Genomic DNA, 19,888 nt, shown 5'->3' with positions numbered 1-19,888 from the left:
TCACTCCCGATGGTCGTGGGTCTGGGTGATACGGCCCTGTTCCACGTGGAACAAAGCGACTGGCGTTTCCGTCTGCCAGCCTTCCCTCAGTAATTCGTGATCTACACAGGTGATGAACACCTGGCAGCGTAAGTCTTCCAGCAAGCGGCACAGCGCGCGACGGTGGCTCTCGTCCAGCTCGGACGGCAAGTCATCCACCAGATAAATACACTGTCCGCGGCGGGCCTGGCTGACCAGGTGCCCTTGGGCAATCCGTAGCGCACAGACCACCAACTTCTGCTGACCCCGGGACAAGATGTCCGCGGCATTGTGTGCGCCCAATCTGAGACGCAAATCAGCTCGTTGCGGTCCGGCCTGGGTGTGCCCCATCTGCTGATCCCGTTGCACGGAACCGGCGAGTACGGCGCTCAATTCGCGGTCCTTGTCCCAGCCTCGGTAATAGCTGAGCGTCAAACCCTCGAGCTCAACCAGTTCGCTCAAGGTCTGTTCGAAGACCGGTTTCAAGGCTGTGATGTAAGCGCGGCGGTATTCATCGATTTCAGCGCTGGCCTGGCACAGTTCCCTGTCCCAAACCGCTTGCGAAACGGCGTCAAGTGTACCATGCCGCAGCCAGGAGTTTCTCTGGCGCAGCGCCTTCTGCAAACGCTGCCAGGTGGCCATGAAACGCGACTCAACGTGGAACACGCCCCAGTCGAGAAACTGCCGGCGAATCTTCGGCGCGCCTTCCAGCAGACGAAAGCTGTCCGGGTTGATCAACTGCAGTGGCAGGATCTCCGCCAGCTGCGCAGCACTACGGGCGTTCTGGCCATCGATGCGAATCTGGAACTCGCCCTGACGGTCGCGAGAAATCCCCAGCGCACTGTGCCCGCCTTCAGCCAGCTCAACCTGACCAAATACAGTACAGGCGAGCTGTTCGTACTGAATGACCGGCAACAGCCGCGTGCTGCGGAACGAACGGGCAAGCCCCAGCAGATGAATGGCTTCCAGAACACTGGTTTTGCCGCTGCCGTTGGCGCCGTAAAGAATGTTGATGCGGGGGGAGGGGGAGAAGGTCACCGGGTGCAGATTGCGCACCGCGGTGACCGAAACACGACTTAACGACATTCAGGATCAGCTGATTACAGACGCATCGGCATGACAACGTAAGCCGAATCGTCATTGTCGGACTCTTGCACCAGCGCACTGCTGTTGGAGTCGGACAGGATCAGGCGAACCTGCTCGGTGGTCATCACACCCAGCACGTCGAGCAGGTAGCTGACGTTGAAACCGATCTCCAGCGAGCCGCCGTTGTACTCAACGCCCACTTCTTCTTCCGCTTCTTCCTGCTCCGGGTTGTTGGCCTGGATCTTCAACTGACCGCTGGCCAGTTGCAGACGGATACCGCGGTACTTCTCGTTGGACAGAATCGCGGTACGGCTGAACGCTTCACGCAGTGCCTGACGATCGCCGAGTACCAGTTTGTCGCCACCTTTCGGCAGGACGCGCTCGTAATCGGGGAATTTACCGTCGACCAGTTTCGAGGTGAAAGTGAACTCGCCCGTGGTGGCGCGGATATGGTGCTGGCCGAGGACGATGCTGACATTGCCATCCGGCTCAGTGAGCAGACGCGCCAGTTCGAGGATACCTTTGCGCGGCACGATCACCTGATGACGATCCGGCTGACCGATATCGGCCTGCATCGAGCACATCGCCAGACGGTGTCCGTCGGTGGCCACAGCGCGGATCACACCAGCGGAAACTTCCAGCAGCATGCCGTTGAGGTAGTAACGCACGTCCTGCTGGGCCATGGCGAAGCTGGTGCGTTCGATCAAGCGACGCAGTTTGCTCTGCTCCAGGCTGCAGGTCAGCGAGCCCGGGCCTTCTTCGACGGTCGGGAAATCGTTGGCCGGCAGGGTCGACAGGGTGAAGCGGCTACGACCGGCCTTCACCACCAGCTTCTGCTCGTCGACCTTGATGTCGATCAGCGCATCGTTGGGCAGGCTTTTGCAGATATCCATCAGCTTGCGCGCCGGCACGGTGATGGAGCCCGTTTCGGCCGGCTCTTCGAGTTGCACACGACCGACCAGTTCGACTTCCAGGTCGGTACCGGTCAGCGACAGTTGCTGGCCTTCGACGACCAACAGCACGTTGGACAGTACCGGCAAGGTCTGTCGGCGCTCGACGACGCCTGCGACCAGTTGCAGGGGTTTCAACAGGGCTTCGCGTTGAATGGTGAAATGCATGGTCTAGTCCCTTGCCTTAATAAGCTGCGCTGGTGTTCATCAAGTGGTCAGTGTACGCAGCAGGTTCTTGTAGTCCTCGCGGATGTCCGCGTCGGATTCCTTAAGTTCGTTGATCTTGCGGCAGGCGTGCAACACGGTGGTGTGGTCGCGGCCGCCAAACACATCGCCAATTTCCGGCAGGCTGTGGTTGGTCAGTTCCTTGGACAACGCCATGGCCACCTGACGCGGACGAGCCACCGAGCGCGAACGGCGCTTGGACAGCAGGTCGGAAATCTTGATCTTGTAATACTCGGCGACGGTGCGCTGAATGTTATCCACAGAAACAAGTTTGTCCTGTAACGCCAGCAAGTCTTTCAGGGATTCGCGGATCAGCTCGATGGTGATGTCGCGGCCCATGAAGTGCGAGTGGGCGATTACGCGTTTCAGCGCACCTTCCAGCTCACGGACGTTGGAGCGAATGCGCTGGGCAATGAAGAACGCGGCGTCATGGGGCAGCTCGACTTTGGCCTGATCGGCTTTCTTCATCAAAATCGCCACGCGGGTTTCCAGCTCAGGCGGCTCGACCGCAACGGTCAGGCCCCAGCCGAAGCGGGATTTTAGGCGTTCTTCAAGGCCTTCAATTTCTTTCGGGTAGCGGTCACTGGTGAGAATGACCTGCTGACCACCTTCAAGCAACGCGTTGAAGGTGTGGAAAAACTCTTCCTGAGAACGCTCCTTGCGAGCGAAGAACTGAATATCGTCGATCAGCAAGGCGTCCACCGAACGGTAGAAACGCTTGAATTCGTTGATAGCGTTCAGTTGCAGCGCCTTGACCATGTCGGCCACGAAACGCTCGGAATGCAGGTACACGACCTTGGCATTCGGATTCTTCTTTAATAGATGGTTGCCCACCGCGTGCATCAAGTGGGTTTTACCCAAGCCGACGCCACCATAAAGGAACAGCGGGTTGTAACCGTGCTTGGGATTGTCCGCCACCTGCCAGGCCGCCGCACGGGCGAGCTGGTTGGATTTACCTTCAACGAAGTTTTCGAAGGTGAACGTGCGATTCAGGTAACTGGTGTGCTTGAGCGCACCTTCTACCTGCACGGTGCGCTGCTCCGCGCGAACCGGGGCCTGCTGCGAAGCGGCACCGGCCATCGGGTCGAAGCTGTCGCGGGAAGGCTCTTCACTGACTTCAGCGGCCTTCTGTGTGGAACGCTTGGCCGGAGCAGGGGCTGGCGTCGGTGCCGGATTGCTCGCTGGCACATTATTGGCCTGCGCCTGAGCAACCTGCGCGGCAGCCAGTGGCGCATTGGGTGCGGCACGAGGTGCCGAGCTGCGTTTGCTGCCTATTAACAAGGACAGCGCCGGCGTCGAGCCATTGCCGTGCTCATCCAGCAGTTCAAGGACGCGGCCCAGGTACTTTTCGTTGACCCAGTCCAACACGAAACGATTCGGTGCGTAGACGCGCAACTCGTCGCCTTCGGCTTCGACCTGTAGTGGACGGATCCAGGTGTTGAATTGTTGGGCAGGCAGCTCTTCGCGCAAAAGCTCCACGCACTGCTGCCAAAGTTCCACTGACACGGATATCCCCTAAGTTGAAAGCCGGTGAGGCAAAAACAAGCGGCCATTGTAGCGGCGAGCGATTCACTTATCCACATGCAGGTAGGTTCGTCACCATCATTTATCAACGCGTTAACGCATTAAAAGGCGACCAACGGCATGTGAATAAGCCCTGTGGATAAACGCCTCTGAGGGCACTGGACAACTGGGGGCTAAACCCGGTGGATAACCAGCCTGTGGATAACAGGCCATTCCACGCACAGCTTATCCGATAGCGCAGCACAGGCTGAACACGGTTTTCCACTGTAGTTGTCATTCTCTGTACATCCCGTGGAATAAGGCTTCATGGCAGTTATCCACAGAATATGGCGTGCCTAGCTTTTACAAGCTTTACAGAAAAGCTTTAAATAATTCCCTTCTTTATTTCTATATCTGGCTGACAGGCGTTCAAGCTAAAAACCTGCCCGGATCTATTTATAAGGAAACGCTGGTTGGAAATTGACCTGAAGGCTTGCTTTCTCTAGAATCCCCGGTCTCTTAAAACGGGGGCCATTCCGGCCCGTTGTGGACGAACCAGGTAACACGACATGAAACGTACTTTCCAACCAAGCACTATCAAACGCGCTCGTACCCACGGTTTCCGTGCTCGCATGGCTACCAAGAACGGCCGCGCAGTCCTGTCGCGTCGTCGCGCCAAAGGTCGTGCGCGTCTGGCAGTTTGATAATCCGGTACTGGAGGTGAGTCAGGACTTCAGTCGGGAAAAGCGTCTGCTTACCCCCCGGCATTTCAAGGCAGTCTTTGACTCCCCTACCGGCAAGGTTCCGGGGAAAAATCTCCTGCTCCTTGCACGCAACAACGATCTTGATCACCCCCGTCTCGGGCTGGTTATCGGGAAAAAGAGCGTAAAGCTCTCCGTTGAGCGCAATCGCCTCAAACGTCTGATGCGCGAATCGTTCCGTCTGCACCAGGATTCACTGGTCGGCTGGGACATCGTTATCGTCGCGCGCAAAGGTTTGGGTGATGTAGAAAACCCCGAATTGATTCAGCATTTCGGCAAACTCTGGAAGCGTCTGGCACGCAACAAGCCCGTTCCGGCAGTCAAAACCGAAACTGTAGGGGTAGACAGTACCGATGCGTAAACTGGCACTCGTTCCGATCCAGTTTTATCGCTATGCCATTAGTCCTTTAATGGCCAGCCACTGTCGCTTCTACCCCAGTTGTTCCTGCTACGCGTATGAAGCCATTGAAAATCATGGCCTTCTGCGCGGTGGCTGGCTGACCTTTCGTCGTTTAGGTCGCTGTCATCCGTGGAATCCCGGTGGTTATGACCCGGTTCCACCTGTCCCTACCTCCCGTTCTTCTTCGATGGCCGAGTAATCATGGATATCAAACGCACGATCCTGATCGTCGCCCTGGCAATCGTGTCCTACGTCATGGTTCTTAAATGGAACCAGGATTATGGCCAGGCTGCCCTGCCGACTCAGAATGTTGCTTCCAGTACGACTACATCCGGTTTGCCGGACACCGCCACTGGCACAAATGCCGCCAGTGACGATATTCCGCGCGCCGCCAGCGATACCAGTGCACCAGCCGAAACGCCGGTCGCCGCCAGCAAGGATCTGATTCAGGTCAAGACCGATGTGCTCGATCTGGCGATCGATCCACAGGGTGGCGACGTTGCGCAACTGACTCTGCCTTTGTATCCGCGTCGTCAGGATCGTCCTGACGTTCCGTTCCAGCTGTTCGATAACGGCGGCGAACGTGTATATCTGGCGCAAAGCGGTCTGATCGGTACCAACGGCCCGGATGCAAACCCGGCCGGTCGTCCGGTTTATTCCTCGGAGAAGAAGGTCTACCAACTGGCTGACGGTCAGGATCAACTCGTCGTTGACCTGAAATTCAGCAAGGACGGCGTCAACTACATCAAGCGTTTCACCGTTAAACGTGGCCTGTACGACGTTGCTGTCTCCTACATTGTGGATAACCAGAGCGCTCAGCCCTGGAACGGCGCAATGTTTGCCCAGTTGAAGCGCGACGCCAGCGCTGATCCGTCGTCTACCACTGCTACCGGCACCGCGACTTACCTGGGCGCCGCCCTGTGGACAAGTTCCGAGCCGTACAAGAAAGTGTCGATGAAGGACATGGACAAGGCACAGCTCAAGGAAACCGTCACCGGTGGTTGGGTAGCCTGGCTGCAGCACTACTTCGTGACTGCGTGGATTCCGGCCAAGGGCGAAAACAACATCGTCCAGACCCGTAAAGACAGCAAAGGCAACTACATCATCGGTTACACCGGTCCTACTCTGACCGCTGCTCCAGGTGCAAAAGTTGAAACCAGCGCGGTGCTGTACGCAGGTCCGAAAAGCCAGGCTGTGCTGAAAGAGTTGTCCCCAGGTCTGGAACTGACCGTCGACTACGGCATTCTGTGGTTCATTGCCCAGCCGATCTTCTGGCTGCTGCAACATATCCACGCCATTGTCGGTAACTGGGGCTGGTCGATCATCTTCCTGACCATGTTGATCAAAGGGATTTTCTTCCCGCTGTCGGCTGCCAGCTACAAATCGATGGCGCGCATGCGTGCCGTGGCACCGAAACTGGCTGCGCTGAAAGAGCAACATGGCGATGACCGGCAGAAAATGTCGCAGGCCATGATGGAGCTGTACAAGAAAGAGAAGATCAATCCACTGGGCGGCTGCTTGCCGATCCTCGTACAGATGCCGGTCTTCCTGTCGCTGTACTGGGTGCTGCTGGAAAGCGTGGAAATGCGCCAGGCGCCGTTCATGCTGTGGATCACTGACCTGTCGATCAAGGATCCGTTCTTCATTCTGCCGATCATCATGGGCGCAACCATGTTCATCCAGCAGCAGCTGAACCCGACTCCTCCGGATCCGATGCAGGCGAAGGTCATGAAAATGATGCCAATCATCTTCACCTTCTTCTTCCTGTGGTTCCCTGCTGGTCTGGTGCTGTACTGGGTTGTGAACAACTGCCTGTCGATTGCGCAACAGTGGTACATCACGCGTAAGATCGAAGCGGCGACGAAAAAAGCCGAGGCGTAACTTGCACTGTGGATAACACCACTCAAAACGCCCCCTAGTGGGGCGTTTTGCTATCTGCCACTTTTGTCTGGATGCCGCTTTATGAGCACACCCCGTGAAACTATCGCTGCTGTCGCCACTGCTCAAGGGCGCGGCGGTGTGGGCATCGTCCGTATTTCCGGGCCGTTGGCCAGCATGGCGGCAAAAGCCATCAGCGGCCGAGAACTGAAACCGCGTTACGCCCATTACGGGCCGTTTTTCAGTGACGACCGGCAAGTGCTGGATGAAGGTCTGGCTTTGTATTTCCCGGGGCCGAACTCGTTCACCGGCGAAGACGTGCTGGAACTCCAAGGTCACGGCGGCCCGATCGTGCTGGACATGTTGCTCAAGCGCTGCCTGGAACTGGGTTGTCGTCTGGCCCGTCCGGGGGAATTCAGCGAGCGCGCCTTCCTTAATGACAAACTCGATCTGGCCCAGGCCGAGGCAATCGCCGATTTGATCGAAGCCAGTTCTGCACAGGCTGCGCGCAATGCGCTGCGTTCATTACAGGGTGCGTTTTCCCAGCGTGTGCATAACCTGACCGAGCAACTGATCGGCTTGCGTATCTACGTCGAAGCCGCCATCGACTTCCCGGAAGAGGAAATCGACTTTCTCGCCGACGGCCATGTACTGAGCATGCTCGACAAAGTACGCGATGAGTTATCCACAGTGCTGCGCGAAGCAGGGCAGGGCGCGTTATTGCGCGATGGCATGACAGTCGTCATCGCTGGCCGGCCGAATGCCGGTAAATCCAGCCTGTTGAATGCATTGGCCGGTCGCGAGGCTGCCATCGTCACCGAGATTGCCGGCACCACGCGGGATATCCTGCGCGAACATATCCACATCGACGGTATGCCGTTGCACGTTGTCGATACCGCAGGCCTGCGTGACACCGATGATCATGTGGAAAAGATCGGTGTTGAACGGGCCTTGAAAGCCATTGGTGAAGCGGATCGGGTTTTACTGGTGGTCGATGCGACCGCACCAGAGGCACTGGATCCTTTTGCATTGTGGCCAGAATTTCTCGAGTCTCGACCGGACCCGGCGAAAGTCACCCTGATCCGCAACAAAGCCGATCTGACCGGTGAAGCGGTTTCTCTGGAAACCAGTGACGACGGCCACGTGACCATCAGTCTCAGCGCCAAGTCCGCCGAAGGCCTCGATCTGCTGCGGGACCACCTCAAGGCGTGCATGGGTTACGAGCAGACTTCAGAAAGCAGCTTCAGCGCACGTCGCCGGCATCTGGAAGCACTGCGTCACGCCAGCGCGGCACTGGAACATGGCCGCGCGCAACTGACCCTGGCGGGCGCTGGCGAGTTGCTCGCCGAGGATTTGCGCCAGGCTCAGCATTCGCTGGGTGAAATTACCGGGGCGTTCAGCTCTGATGATTTGCTCGGAAGGATTTTCTCCAGCTTCTGCATCGGCAAATAACCCTCCTGCTATTCACAGACAGGTCCGTTCGCGACCTGTCTGCTTCCCTCTTTTCTAAAATCCTCCAAGAGTGCCGGGCAGATTTTTTCTCCCTGAGCGGTTTTCGGCTGCCTGGTACCTCTTCGTCCATCAAATTTTTGTGGATTAAGCCCTGTGAATAACTGCCACTGAGGGCGGTTGATAACAGGGCCTCAAAACTGGAGATAACCCACGCTGTGGATAACCACCCCATTCATCCACAGGCTTAAACCGGTTATCCAATGGCCTCATTGCCACATGAACACAGAGTTTTGAATCTCTGTACATGTTGAAAAATAAGGCCTGTAGCGATGTATCCACAGAAAGGTGGTTCAGTAAGAATAAACATAAAAACAAAGGTTTTATAAATTTCTCTCTTTTTTATTCTTTTAACCTCGAGTTCTCCACAGCTGGTTAAATTTTGTGCAAAGGGTTCTTTAGAAAGGGCGAAGTCCCTATACTTGCCGACCAGGTCCAGAAACCTGAGCTCAACTATTTCCTGAATGACCTACTTAAGCAGGCACGAGGTGCGTGGTGGATTTCCCTTCCCGTTTTGAAGTGATCGTCATCGGCGGCGGTCATGCCGGTACCGAGGCAGCACTGGCGTCAGCACGCATGGGGGCAAAAACCCTGTTGCTGACGCATAACGTGGAAACCCTCGGTGCCATGAGTTGTAACCCGGCCATCGGAGGCATCGGCAAAAGCCACCTGGTCAAGGAAATCGACGCCCTCGGCGGCGCGATGGCCATGGCTACCGATAAGGGCGGCATCCAGTTTCGCGTGTTGAACAGCCGCAAAGGTCCGGCCGTACGGGCGACCCGTGCGCAAGCCGACCGGATTCTCTACAAGGCAGCTGTTCGCGAAATTCTGGAAAACCAGCCGAACCTGTGGATATTTCAACAGGCTGCTGACGACCTGATCGTCGAGCAGGAGCAAGTCCGTGGTGTGGTTACACAGATGGGTCTGCGTTTCTTCGCCGATTCCGTGGTGTTGACCACTGGTACATTCCTCGGCGGACTTATCCACATCGGTTTGCAGAATTTCTCCGGCGGTCGCGCCGGTGATCCACCGTCGATTGCTCTGGCCCACCGTCTGCGTGAGTTGCCACTGCGTGTCGGTCGCCTGAAAACCGGCACACCGCCGCGTATCGACGGCAAGTCTGTGGATTTCTCGGTGATGACCGAGCAACCGGGCGATACGCCGATTCCGGTGATGTCGTTCATGGGCAACAAGGAACAGCATCCCCGTCAGGTCAGTTGCTGGATCACCCATACCAATGCCCGCACCCACGAAATCATCGCGGCGAACCTCGATCGTTCGCCGATGTATTCCGCTGCCGGTGAAATCGAAGGCGTCGGCCCGCGTTATTGCCCGTCGATCGAAGACAAGATTCATCGCTTTGCCGACAAGGAAAGCCATCAGGTGTTCATCGAACCGGAAGGTCTGACCACCCATGAGCTGTATCCGAACGGGATATCCACAAGCCTGCCGTTCGACGTGCAATTGCAGATAGTGCAATCGATCCGCGGCATGGAAAACGCACACATCGTGCGTCCGGGTTATGCGATCGAGTACGACTACTTCGATCCTCGCGACCTGAAGTACAGCCTGGAAACCAAAGTCATCGGTGGTCTGTTTTTCGCCGGGCAGATCAACGGCACCACCGGTTACGAAGAAGCTGGCGCTCAAGGTCTGCTCGCCGGGGCCAACGCTGCACTGCGCGCGAAGGGCAAAGAAGCCTGGTGTCCGCGCCGCGATGAAGCGTACATCGGCGTTCTGGTCGACGACCTGATCACCCTCGGTACCCAAGAGCCGTACCGTATGTTCACGTCGCGAGCCGAGTACCGCCTGATTCTGCGCGAAGACAACGCCGACCTGCGTCTTACCGAAAAAGGCCGAGAGCTGGGTCTGGTCGATGACGCGCGTTGGGCGGTCTTCTGCAAGAAACGCGAAAGCATCGAGCTTGAAGAACAGCGCCTGAAAAGCACCTGGGTGCGGCCGAACACCCCGCAGGGGGATGCGATTGCCGAGAAATTCGGCACGCCGCTGACTCACGAGTACAACCTGCTCAACCTGTTGAGCCGTCCGGAAATCGATTACGCCGGTCTGGTCGAAGTGACCGGGCAGGGCGCCGAAGATCCACAGGTCGCCGAGCAGGTCGAGATCAAGACCAAATACGCCGGTTACATCGACCGCCAACAGGACGAAATCGCCCGTCTGCGCGCCAGCGAAGACACGAAATTGCCTGTGGATATCGATTACACCAACATCTCCGGTCTGTCCAAGGAGATCCAGAGCAAGCTCGGCGCCACACGTCCCGAAACGCTGGGCCAGGCTTCGCGGATCCCGGGCGTAACCCCGGCGGCGATTTCGCTGTTGATGATTCATTTGAAAAAACGCGGCGCGGGCCGTCAGTTGGAGCAAAGCGCTTGAGTGCCAAGGTCACTTCGCAACACGCCGAAGAGTTATCCACAGGAGCCCGCGAGCTCGGTGTCAATCTCACAGAAACCCAGCATGAATTGCTGCTGGGTTATCTGGCCCTGTTGATCAAATGGAACCAGGCCTACAACCTGACCGCTGTGCGCGATCCGGACGAAATGGTTTCGCGGCATTTGCTCGATAGTCTCAGCGTGATGTCGTTTATCGAAAACGGTCGCTGGCTCGATGTCGGCAGTGGCGGTGGCATGCCTGGTATCCCGCTGGCGATCCTGTACCCGGACTCGCAGGTGACCTGTCTGGACAGCAACGGCAAGAAAACCCGCTTCCTGACTCAGGTCAAACTGGAGCTGAAACTGGATAACCTCCAAGTTATCCACAGTCGCGTCGAAGCCTTCCAGCCTGCGCAGCCGTTCAACGGGATCATTTCCCGGGCCTTCAGCAGCATGGAAAACTTCACCAACTGGACTCGCCACTTGGGCGATGCCGATACACGCTGGCTGGCAATGAAGGGCGTTCATCCGGCCGATGAGCTGGTAGCATTGCCGGCAGATTTCAAACTCGATAGCGAACACGCCCTGGCCGTCCCCGGTTGCCAAGGCCAACGCCATCTGCTGATACTGCGCCGCACGGCATGATTGGGAACACAAGCAAGAATGGCTAAGGTATTCGCGATAGCGAACCAGAAGGGTGGTGTGGGCAAAACCACCACCTGCATCAACCTCGCAGCATCCCTGGTCGCGACCAAGCGCCGGGTGCTGTTGATCGATCTCGATCCACAGGGCAACGCCACCATGGGTAGCGGTGTGGATAAACATGGTCTGGAAAACTCGGTCTACGATCTGCTGATCGGTGAATGCGACCTCGGCCAGGCCATGCACTTCTCCGAGCACGGCGGTTATCAACTGCTGCCGGCCAACCGCGATCTGACCGCGGCCGAAGTGGTGCTGCTGGAAATGCAGATGAAGGAAAGCCGTCTGCGCAGCGCGCTGGCGCCGATCCGGGACAACTACGATTACATTCTGATCGACTGCCCACCGTCGCTGTCGATGCTCACACTCAACGCACTGGTCGCCGCTGACGGGGTGATTATCCCTATGCAATGCGAATACTTTGCGCTGGAAGGTTTGAGCGACCTTGTGGATAACATCAAGCGCATCGCTGAACTGCTCAATCCGAACCTGAAAGTCGAAGGCCTGCTGCGGACCATGTACGACCCGCGCCTGAGCCTGATGAACGATGTTTCGGCGCAGCTCAAGGAACACTTCGGCGATCAGCTGTACGACACGGTGATCCCGCGCAACATCCGCCTGGCCGAAGCACCGAGCTACGGCATGCCGGCGCTGGCTTACGACAAGCAATCGCGTGGCGCCCTGGCCTATCTGGCTCTGGCGGGCGAGATGGTTCGTCGTCAGCGCAAAAATTCACGCATTGCTGCTGCTCAGCCAACTTAAGGAATCCCCATGGCCGTCAAGAAACGAGGTCTCGGACGTGGACTGGATGCACTGCTGAGTGGTCCGACGGTCAGCGCGCTGGAAGAACAAGCCGCGCAGGCCGACACCCGCGAACTGCAACACCTGCCGCTGGACCTGCTGCAGCGCGGCAAATATCAGCCGCGCCGCGACATGGACCCGCAGGCCCTGGAAGAGCTGGCGCAGTCGATCAAGGCTCAGGGCGTGATGCAGCCGATCGTGGTACGCCCGATTGGCGGCGGTCGTTTTGAGATCATTGCCGGTGAACGCCGCTGGCGCGCCAGTCAGCAGGCCGGGCAGGAAACCATCCCGGCGATGGTTCGCGATGTGCCGGATGAAACCGCCATTGCGATTGCGCTGATCGAGAATATCCAGCGCGAAGACCTCAATCCGATTGAAGAAGCCGTCGCCTTGCAGCGCTTGCAGCAGGAATTCCAGCTTACTCAGCAGCAGGTTGCCGAGGCTGTGGGTAAGTCGCGGGTGACTGTGGCTAACCTGTTGCGACTTATTGCACTGCCCGAAGTGATCAAGACCATGTTGTCGCACGGTGACCTGGAAATGGGTCACGCGCGTGCCTTGCTCGGTCTGCCGGACAATCAGCAGGTCGAAGGGGCGCGACATGTTGTCGCACGAGGGCTGACTGTGCGCCAAACCGAGGCACTGGTTCGCCAGTGGTTGAGTGGCAAACCGGAGCCTGTGGAAGCTGCTAAACCGGACCCGGACATCGCTCGCCTCGAGCAGCGTCTGGCCGAGCGCCTAGGCTCTGCGGTGCAGATTCGCCATGGCAAGAAGGGCAAAGGCCAATTGGTGATTGGTTATAACTCGCTCGACGAGCTTCAAGGTGTGCTCGCACACATCCGCTGAAACATTTCCTCATGTAGCGCGCAGTCGGAAATCACTACCTGACAGTTGAATAGGGGCAGAACCGCCCCTATACTCTGCGCGCATTTTGTCGGCACAAATTATGCCAAGTTATTGAATTTCGGCAGCCGACCATTGGAGAGCAACTGTGATGGAAACCCGCACGCCAAACCGCTTGCCTTTCCATCGCCTGGCGGTTTTTCCGGTGTTGATGGCTCAATTTGTCATTCTGCTCATTGCCGCTTTGGCGCTCTGGCAATGGCATGGAGTCGTTGCCGGATACTCGGGACTTTGCGGAGGCCTGATAGCCTTGCTGCCCAATGTTTATTTCGCTCACAGGGCATTTCGGTTTTCCGGCGCCCGAGCAGCCCAGTCCATCGTCCGGTCTTTCTATGCCGGCGAGGCAGGCAAACTTATTTTGACGGCAGTGCTGTTTGCACTGGTGTTCGCAGGTGTGAAGCCACTGGCGCCGATCGCAGTATTCGGCGTGTTCGTGCTGACGCAGTCGGTCAGCTGGTTCGCTCCCCTGCTGATGAGAACAAGACTTTCGAGACCTTAGGGCGTTTGAGGCAACCATGGCAGAGACAACCGCTTCGGGCTATATCCAGCACCACTTGCAGAACCTGACTTTCGGTCAGCTACCCAACGGCGGCTGGGGCTTTGCCCACACCGCAGCAGAGGCCAAGGAAATGGGCTTCTGGGCTTTCCACGTCGATACCCTCGGCTGGTCGGTCGCGCTGGGTCTGATCTTCGTTCTTCTTTTCCGCATGGCGGCGAAGAAAGCGACGTCGGGTCAGCCGGGTGCCTTGCAGAACTTCGTTGAAGTATTGGTCGAATTCGTCGATGGCAGCGTGAAAGACAGCTTCCATGGCCGTAGCCCGGTGATTGCACCGCTGGCGCTGACCATCTTCGTCTGGGTGTTCCTGATGAACGCCGTCGACCTGGTACCGGTCGACTGGATTCCTCAGCTGGCCATCCTGATCTCCGGCGATGCACATATCCCGTTCCGCGCCGTGTCGACCACCGACCCGAACGCGACTCTGGGCATGGCGTTCTCGGTGTTCGCACTGATCATTTTCTACAGCATCAAGGTCAAGGGCATCGGCGGCTTCATCGGCGAACTGACCCTGCACCCGTTCGGCAGCAAGAACATCTTCGTTCAGGCCCTGCTGATCCCGGTGAACTTCCTGCTGGAATTCGTCACCCTGATCGCCAAGCCGATCTCTCTGGCTCTGCGTCTGTTCGGCAACATGTATGCCGGCGAGCTGGTGTTCATTCTGATCGCTGTGATGTTCGGCAGCGGCCTGCTCTGGCTCAGCGGCCTGGGCGTTGTTCTGCAGTGGGCGTGGGCTGTATTCCACATCCTGATCATCACCCTGCAGGCGTTCATCTTCATGATGCTGACCATCGTCTACCTGTCGATGGCGCACGAAGAAAACCATTAAGACCAGTCTCGACTAGTCTGATGTTCCTCCCGGTCAAACGGGAGGGAGCTCCTTGCGGGGCAGCTGAAACGATTTGTTTTACCGCTTTAATCTAAAAAACCTAAACCATACGACGTAAAAGTCGGGAGGAAAGATGGAAACTGTAGTTGGTCTAACCGCTATCGCTGTTGCACTGTTGATCGGCCTGGGCGCACTGGGTACCGCAATTGGTTTCGGCCTGCTGGGCGGCAAGTTCCTGGAAGGCGCAGCGCGTCAGCCAGAAATGGTTCCAATGCTGCAAGTAAAAATGTTCATCGTTGCCGGTCTGCTCGACGCCGTAACCATGATCGGTGTTGGTATCGCTCTGTTCTTCACCTTTGCGAACCCGTTCGTTGGTCAGATCGCTGGCTGATTACTCGGATCTTCCGGGTAATTTGGTGTGATGGACAACGTAACTGCGAGGTGTTGGCGTGAACATTAATGCGACCCTGATTGGCCAGTCCGTTGCGTTCCTGATTTTTGTACTGTTCTGCATGAAGTATGTATGGCCTCCGGTCATCGCTGCTCTGCACGAACGTCAAAAGAAGATCGCTGATGGTCTGGACGCTGCCAGCCGTGCAGCTCGCGACCTGGAGTTGGCCCAAGAGAAAGCGGGTCAGCAACTGCGCGAAGCGAAAGCTCAGGCAGCTGAAATCATCGAGCAAGCCAAGAAACGCGGTAACCAGATCGTCGAAGAGGCTGTTGAAAAAGCCCGTATCGACGCTGACCGTGTGAAGGTTCAGGCTCAAGCCGAGATCGAACAGGAACTGAACAGCGTCAAAGACAAGCTGCGTGCCCAAGTGGGCTTGCTGGCTGTTGGCGGCGCCGAGAAGATCCTGGGTGCCACAATCGATCAAAACGCGCACGCAGAGCTGGTTAACCAACTGGCTGCTGAAATCTAAGCGAGGGCGATCATGGCAGAACTGACCACGTTGGCCCGACCTTACGCTAAGGCGGCCTTCGAGCACGCTCAGGCCCACCAGCAACTGGCCAATTGGTCAGCCATGCTCGGCCTGGCAGCAGCGGTGTCGCAAGACGACACCCTGCAGCGCGTGCTCAAGGCCCCGCGACTGACGAGCGCAGAAAAGGCCGCCACGTTCATTGACGTGTGCGGCGACAAGTTTGATGAAAAGGCACGCAATTTCATCAACGTCGTTGCCGAGAACGACCGTCTCCTGCTTCTGCCGGAGATCGCCGCTCTGTTCGACCTGTACAAGGCCGAACAAGAGAAATCGGTAGACGTTGAAGTAACCAGTGCATTTGCATTGAACCAAGAACAGCAAGACAAACTCGCCAAGGTTCTCAGTGCACGACTCAACCGGGAAGTGCGCCTGCAAGTTGCGGAGGACGCTGCCTTGATTGGTGGTGTCGTGATCCGCGCCGGCGACCTGGTTATCGATGGCTCGATTCGCGGCAAAATCGCGAAACTTGCCGAAGCATTGAAATCTTGAGTTTGAAGGGGCAGCAGAGCAATGCAGCAACTCAATCCTTCCGAAATAAGTGAAATTATCAAGGGCCGCATCGACAAGCTCGATGTGACCTCCCAAGCCCGTAACGAAGGCACTGTCGTCAGCGTATCTGACGGCATCGTGCGGATTCACGGTCTGGCCGACGTCATGTACGGCGAGATGATCGAGTTTCCGGGCGGCGTCTACGGTATGGCCCTCAACCTGGAGCAGGACTCCGTAGGTGCCGTGGTATTGGGCTCCTACCAGTCGCTGGCTGAAGGCATGAGCGCCAAGTGCACCGGCCGCATCCTCGAAGTTCCTGTTGGTAAGGAATTGCTGGGCCGCGTAGTCGATGCTCTGGGTAACCCTGTTGACGGCAAAGGTCCACTGGGCAACACCGAGACCGACGCGGTCGAGAAAGTTGCTCCAGGCGTGATCTGGCGTAAGTCGGTAGACCAGCCTGTACAGACTGGCTACAAGGCTGTCGATGCCATGATCCCTGTCGGCCGTGGCCAGCGTGAGCTGATCATCGGTGACCGTCAGATCGGTAAAACCGCTCTGGCGATCGACGCGATCATCAACCAGAAAGACAGCGGCATTTTCTGCGTCTACGTAGCCATCGGTCAGAAGCAATCGACCATCGCCAACGTGGTTCGCAAGCTGGAAGAAAACGGCGCCCTGGCCAACACGATCATCGTGGCTGCCAGTGCTTCGGAATCTCCTGCGCTGCAATTCCTGGCACCGTACTCCGGTTGCACCATGGGTGAATTCTTCCGCGACCGCGGTGAAGACGCGCTGATCGTTTATGACGATCTGTCCAAGCAGGCAGTGGCTTACCGCCAGATCTCCCTGCTGCTGCGCCGTCCACCAGGCCGTGAAGCTTACCCAGGCGACGTGTTCTATCTCCACTCCCGTCTGCTGGAGCGCGCATCCCGCGTTTCGGAAGAATACGTAGAGAAGTTCACCAACGGCGCAGTGACCGGCAAAACCGGTTCCCTGACCGCACTGCCGATCATCGAAACCCAGGCTGGCGACGTTTCCGCGTTCGTTCCGACCAACGTGATTTCCATCACCGACGGTCAGATCTTCCTGGAATCGGCCATGTTCAACTCGGGCATCCGCCCTGCAGTGAACGCCGGTGTTTCGGTATCCCGTGTGGGTGGTGCCGCTCAGACCAAGATCATCAAGAAGCTCTCCGGTGGTATCCGTACCGCTCTGGCTCAGTACCGTGAACTGGCGGCATTCGCCCAGTTCGCTTCTGACCTGGACGAAGCGACCCGCAAGCAACTTGAGCATGGTCAGCGCGTTACCGAGCTGATGAAGCAGAAGCAATACGCACCAATGTCGATCGCTGACATGGCGCTGTCGCTGTATGCCGCTGAGCGTGGGTTCCTGACTGACATTGAAATCGCCAAGGTCGGCAGCTTCGAACAAGCGCTGATCGCTTTCTTCAACCGCGATCACGCCGATTTGATGGCCAAGATCAACGTTAAAGGTGACTTCAATGACGAAATCGACGCTGGCATGAAAGCCGGTATCGAGAAGTTCAAGGCCACCCAAACCTGGTAAGCCGCAGCGGGAGCCGCGAGGCTCCCGCTTGCTAACCTGATAGGTGTTACATGGCAGGCGCAAAAGAGATTCGCAGTAAGATTGCGAGCATCAAAAGCACGCAAAAGATTACCAGCGCCATGGAAAAAGTGGCGGTCAGCAAAATGCGCAAGGCACAAATGCGCATGGCTGCTAGCCGTCCTTATGCGGAGCGTATCCGCCAGGTAATTGGGCATCTGGCCAACGCCAACCCGGAATACCGCCACCCGTTCATGATCGACCGCGAAATCAAGCGCGTCGGTTATGTCGTCGTGAGCAGTGACCGTGGTCTGTGCGGCGGCTTGAACACCAACCTGTTCAAGGCCCTGGTCAAGGACATGGCGGTAAACCGCGAAAACGGCGTCGAGATTGATCTGTGTGTAGTCGGTAGCAAGGGTGCGGCCTTTTTCCGCAACTTCGGCGGTAACGTCGTTGCAGCTATCAGCCACCTGGGTGAAGAGCCGTCGATCAATGACCTGATCGGCAGCGTCAAGGTGATGCTGGATGCCTACCTGGACGGCCGTATCGACCGCCTGTCCGTGGTGTCCAACAAGTTCATCAACACCATGACGCAACAGCCTACCGTGGAGCAGTTGATTCCACTGGTGGCAACCCCGGATCAGGATCTCAAGCACCACTGGGACTATCTCTACGAACCGGACGCCAAAGAGCTGCTTGACGGCTTGATGGTCCGTTACGTCGAGTCGCAGGTCTACCAGGCGGTGGTCGAGAACAACGCGGCTGAACAGGCTGCGCGGATGATCGCGATGAAGAACGCTACCGACAACGCCGGTGATTTGATCAGCGATTTGCAGCTGATCTACAACAAGGCGCGTCAGGCTGCGATCACCCAAGAGATCTCGGAAATCGTCGGCGGCGCTGCCGCGGTTTAACGGTTCAAATATTCAGAGGATCCAGCTATGAGTAGCGGACGTATCGTTCAAATCATCGGCGCCGTTATCGACGTGGAATTTCCACGCGACAGCGTACCGAGCATCTACAACGCGCTGACTGTACAAAGCGCGGCCGCAACCACCCTGGAAGTTCAGCAGCAGCTGGGCGACGGCGTGGTGCGTACCATTGCGATGGGTTCCACCGAGGGCTTGAAGCGCGGTCTGGAAGTCACCGACTCTGGCGCAGCCATCTCCGTACCGGTCGGTAAAGCCACCCTGGGCCGGATCATGGACGTCCTCGGTAACCCGATCGACGAAGCTGGCCCGATCGACACCGAAGAGCGCTGGGGCATTCACCGCGCAGCACCTTCGTTCGCCGAGCAAGCAGGCGGCAACGACCTGCTGGAAACTGGCATCAAGGTTATCGACCTGGTCTGCCCGTTCGCCAAGGGCGGTAAAGTCGGTCTGTTCGGTGGTGCCGGTGTAGGCAAAACCGTAAACATGATGGAACTGATCCGTAACATCGCCATCGAGCACAGCGGTTATTCCGTGTTCGCCGGTGTGGGTGAGCGTACTCGTGAGGGTAACGACTTCTACCACGAGATGAAGGACTCCAACGTTCTGGACAAAGTGGCACTGGTTTACGGTCAGATGAACGAGCCGCCGGGAAACCGTCTGCGCGTAGCACTGACTGGCCTGACCATGGCCGAGAAGTTCCGTGACGAAGGTAACGACGTTCTGCTGTTCGTCGACAACATCTATCGTTACACCCTGGCCGGTACTGAAGTATCCGCACTGCTGGGCCGTATGCCTTCGGCAGTAGGTTACCAGCCGACCCTGGCTGAAGAGATGGGCGTTCTGCAGGAACGTATCACTTCGACCAAGGAAGGTTCGATCACCTCGATCCAAGCGGTATACGTACCTGCGGACGACTTGACCGACCCGTCGCCAGCGACCACTTTCGCCCACTTGGACGCCACCGTCGTTCTGTCCCGTGACATCGCTTCCCTGGGTATCTACCCGGCGGTAGATCCACTGGATTCGACTTCGCGTCAGCTGGACCCGAACGTGATCGGTCAGGACCACTACGACACCGCTCGCGGCGTTCAGTATGTTCTGCAGCGTTACAAAGAGCTGAAAGACATCATCGCGATCCTGGGTATGGACGAGCTGTCGGAAGCCGACAAACAGTTGGTTAACCGTGCTCGTAAGATCCAGCGCTTCTTGTCGCAGCCGTTCTTCGTGGCTGAAGTCTTCACCGGTGCTTCGGGTAAATACGTTTCCCTGAAAGACACCATTGCTGGCTTCAAAGGCATCCTCAACGGTGACTACGACCACCTGCCAGAACAAGCGTTCTACATGGTTGGCGGCATCGAAGAAGCGATCGAGAAAGCCAAGAAACTGTAATCCCGGCGCCCGGCAACGGGCGCTAATTTA

20 protein-coding genes are annotated in these 19,888 nt (G+C 57.3%); 17 read left to right on the top strand and 3 right to left on the bottom strand.

Annotated features, from left to right (window positions below):
- The 3 genes from recF to dnaA are packed head-to-tail and all read right to left on the bottom strand — an operon-like array spanning position 1 to position 3,785.
- Complete coding sequence (recF, locus tag HU724_RS01015) at positions 1-1,104, bottom strand: DNA replication/repair protein RecF (protein ID WP_186568694.1); 1,104 nt, start codon at positions 1,102-1,104, stop codon at positions 1-3.
- A 14-nt stretch (positions 1,105-1,118) separates the two neighbouring features.
- Positions 1,119-2,222 carry a DNA polymerase III subunit beta gene (gene dnaN, locus HU724_RS01010; RefSeq protein WP_016772390.1) on the bottom strand — a complete coding sequence of 368 codons (1,104 nt, stop codon included), beginning with the start codon at positions 2,220-2,222 and terminating at the stop codon, positions 1,119-1,121.
- Between the two features lie 39 nt (positions 2,223-2,261).
- Complete coding sequence (dnaA, locus tag HU724_RS01005) at positions 2,262-3,785, bottom strand: chromosomal replication initiator protein DnaA (RefSeq protein WP_024014947.1); 1,524 nt, start codon at positions 3,783-3,785, stop codon at positions 2,262-2,264.
- Between the two features lie 566 nt (positions 3,786-4,351).
- On the opposite strand from dnaA, the gene rpmH reads away from it, so the two are divergent.
- The 17 genes from rpmH to atpD all read left to right on the top strand — a co-directional run bounded on the left by rpmH (position 4,352) and on the right by atpD (position 19,858).
- Positions 4,352-4,486, top strand: coding sequence for a 50S ribosomal protein L34 (rpmH, locus tag HU724_RS01000; RefSeq protein ID WP_003213577.1), 135 nt, complete (start codon positions 4,352-4,354; stop codon positions 4,484-4,486).
- A gap of 16 nt (positions 4,487-4,502) precedes the next feature.
- Positions 4,503-4,904, top strand: coding sequence for a ribonuclease P protein component (gene rnpA, locus HU724_RS00995; RefSeq protein ID WP_024014946.1), 402 nt, complete (start codon positions 4,503-4,505; stop codon positions 4,902-4,904).
- The gene (yidD, locus tag HU724_RS00990; RefSeq protein WP_027901580.1) at positions 4,897-5,142 is read left to right on the top strand and encodes a membrane protein insertion efficiency factor YidD; all 246 of its coding nucleotides are present in this window, start codon (positions 4,897-4,899) and stop codon (positions 5,140-5,142) included. The genes rnpA and yidD overlap by 8 nt, the downstream gene beginning before the upstream one ends.
- A gap of 2 nt (positions 5,143-5,144) precedes the next feature.
- Positions 5,145-6,824 (top strand): membrane protein insertase YidC, encoded by a 1,680-nt coding sequence (gene yidC, locus HU724_RS00985; protein WP_101159734.1) that lies wholly within the window; start codon positions 5,145-5,147, stop codon positions 6,822-6,824.
- Between the two features lie 81 nt (positions 6,825-6,905).
- The gene (gene mnmE / locus HU724_RS00980) at positions 6,906-8,273 is read left to right on the top strand and encodes a tRNA uridine-5-carboxymethylaminomethyl(34) synthesis GTPase MnmE (protein WP_186568696.1); all 1,368 of its coding nucleotides are present in this window, start codon (positions 6,906-6,908) and stop codon (positions 8,271-8,273) included.
- A 552-nt stretch (positions 8,274-8,825) separates the two neighbouring features.
- Positions 8,826-10,724, top strand: coding sequence for a tRNA uridine-5-carboxymethylaminomethyl(34) synthesis enzyme MnmG (mnmG, locus tag HU724_RS00975; protein WP_186568698.1), 1,899 nt, complete (start codon positions 8,826-8,828; stop codon positions 10,722-10,724).
- A complete protein-coding gene (gene rsmG, locus HU724_RS00970) occupies positions 10,721-11,365 on the top strand; it encodes a 16S rRNA (guanine(527)-N(7))-methyltransferase RsmG (protein WP_016772399.1) in 645 nt (214 codons plus the stop codon). The genes mnmG and rsmG overlap by 4 nt, the downstream gene beginning before the upstream one ends.
- Before the next feature lie 18 nt (positions 11,366-11,383).
- On the top strand, positions 11,384-12,181 hold the full coding sequence (locus HU724_RS00965) for a ParA family protein (RefSeq protein ID WP_016772400.1): 798 nt from the start codon (positions 11,384-11,386) through the stop codon (positions 12,179-12,181).
- Between the two features lie 9 nt (positions 12,182-12,190).
- Positions 12,191-13,063: a ParB/RepB/Spo0J family partition protein gene (locus tag HU724_RS00960; RefSeq protein ID WP_007960777.1), complete on the top strand. Its 873-nt coding sequence runs from the start codon at positions 12,191-12,193 to the stop codon at positions 13,061-13,063.
- Between the two features lie 148 nt (positions 13,064-13,211).
- Positions 13,212-13,619 carry a F0F1 ATP synthase subunit I gene (locus tag HU724_RS00955; protein ID WP_016772401.1) on the top strand — a complete coding sequence of 136 codons (408 nt, stop codon included), beginning with the start codon at positions 13,212-13,214 and terminating at the stop codon, positions 13,617-13,619.
- A gap of 16 nt (positions 13,620-13,635) precedes the next feature.
- Positions 13,636-14,505, top strand: a complete 870-nt coding sequence (gene atpB / locus HU724_RS00950; RefSeq protein WP_016772402.1) for a F0F1 ATP synthase subunit A — start codon at positions 13,636-13,638, stop codon at positions 14,503-14,505.
- 133 nt (positions 14,506-14,638) lie between these two features.
- Positions 14,639-14,896, top strand: a complete 258-nt coding sequence (gene atpE / locus HU724_RS00945) for a F0F1 ATP synthase subunit C (RefSeq protein ID WP_003097235.1) — start codon at positions 14,639-14,641, stop codon at positions 14,894-14,896.
- Positions 14,897-14,954: 58 nt separating this feature from the next.
- Positions 14,955-15,425 carry a F0F1 ATP synthase subunit B gene (locus HU724_RS00940; protein ID WP_016772403.1) on the top strand — a complete coding sequence of 157 codons (471 nt, stop codon included), beginning with the start codon at positions 14,955-14,957 and terminating at the stop codon, positions 15,423-15,425.
- A 12-nt stretch (positions 15,426-15,437) separates the two neighbouring features.
- Complete coding sequence (locus tag HU724_RS00935; RefSeq protein WP_016772404.1) at positions 15,438-15,974, top strand: F0F1 ATP synthase subunit delta; 537 nt, start codon at positions 15,438-15,440, stop codon at positions 15,972-15,974.
- 21 nt (positions 15,975-15,995) lie between these two features.
- Complete coding sequence (gene atpA / locus HU724_RS00930) at positions 15,996-17,540, top strand: F0F1 ATP synthase subunit alpha (protein WP_016772405.1); 1,545 nt, start codon at positions 15,996-15,998, stop codon at positions 17,538-17,540.
- Between the two features lie 50 nt (positions 17,541-17,590).
- Complete coding sequence (atpG, locus tag HU724_RS00925) at positions 17,591-18,451, top strand: F0F1 ATP synthase subunit gamma (protein WP_007911960.1); 861 nt, start codon at positions 17,591-17,593, stop codon at positions 18,449-18,451.
- Between the two features lie 27 nt (positions 18,452-18,478).
- Entirely contained in the window at positions 18,479-19,858 is a 1,380-nt protein-coding gene (gene atpD / locus HU724_RS00920; RefSeq protein WP_016772406.1) for a F0F1 ATP synthase subunit beta, read from the top strand.
- Positions 19,859-19,888 lie beyond the last annotated feature (30 nt).

Source organism: Pseudomonas iranensis, assembly GCF_014268585.2.
In the GTDB taxonomy this organism is placed as follows: domain Bacteria; phylum Pseudomonadota; class Gammaproteobacteria; order Pseudomonadales; family Pseudomonadaceae; genus Aquipseudomonas; species Aquipseudomonas iranensis.
This window is presented reverse-complemented; position numbering and strand designations above follow the sequence as displayed.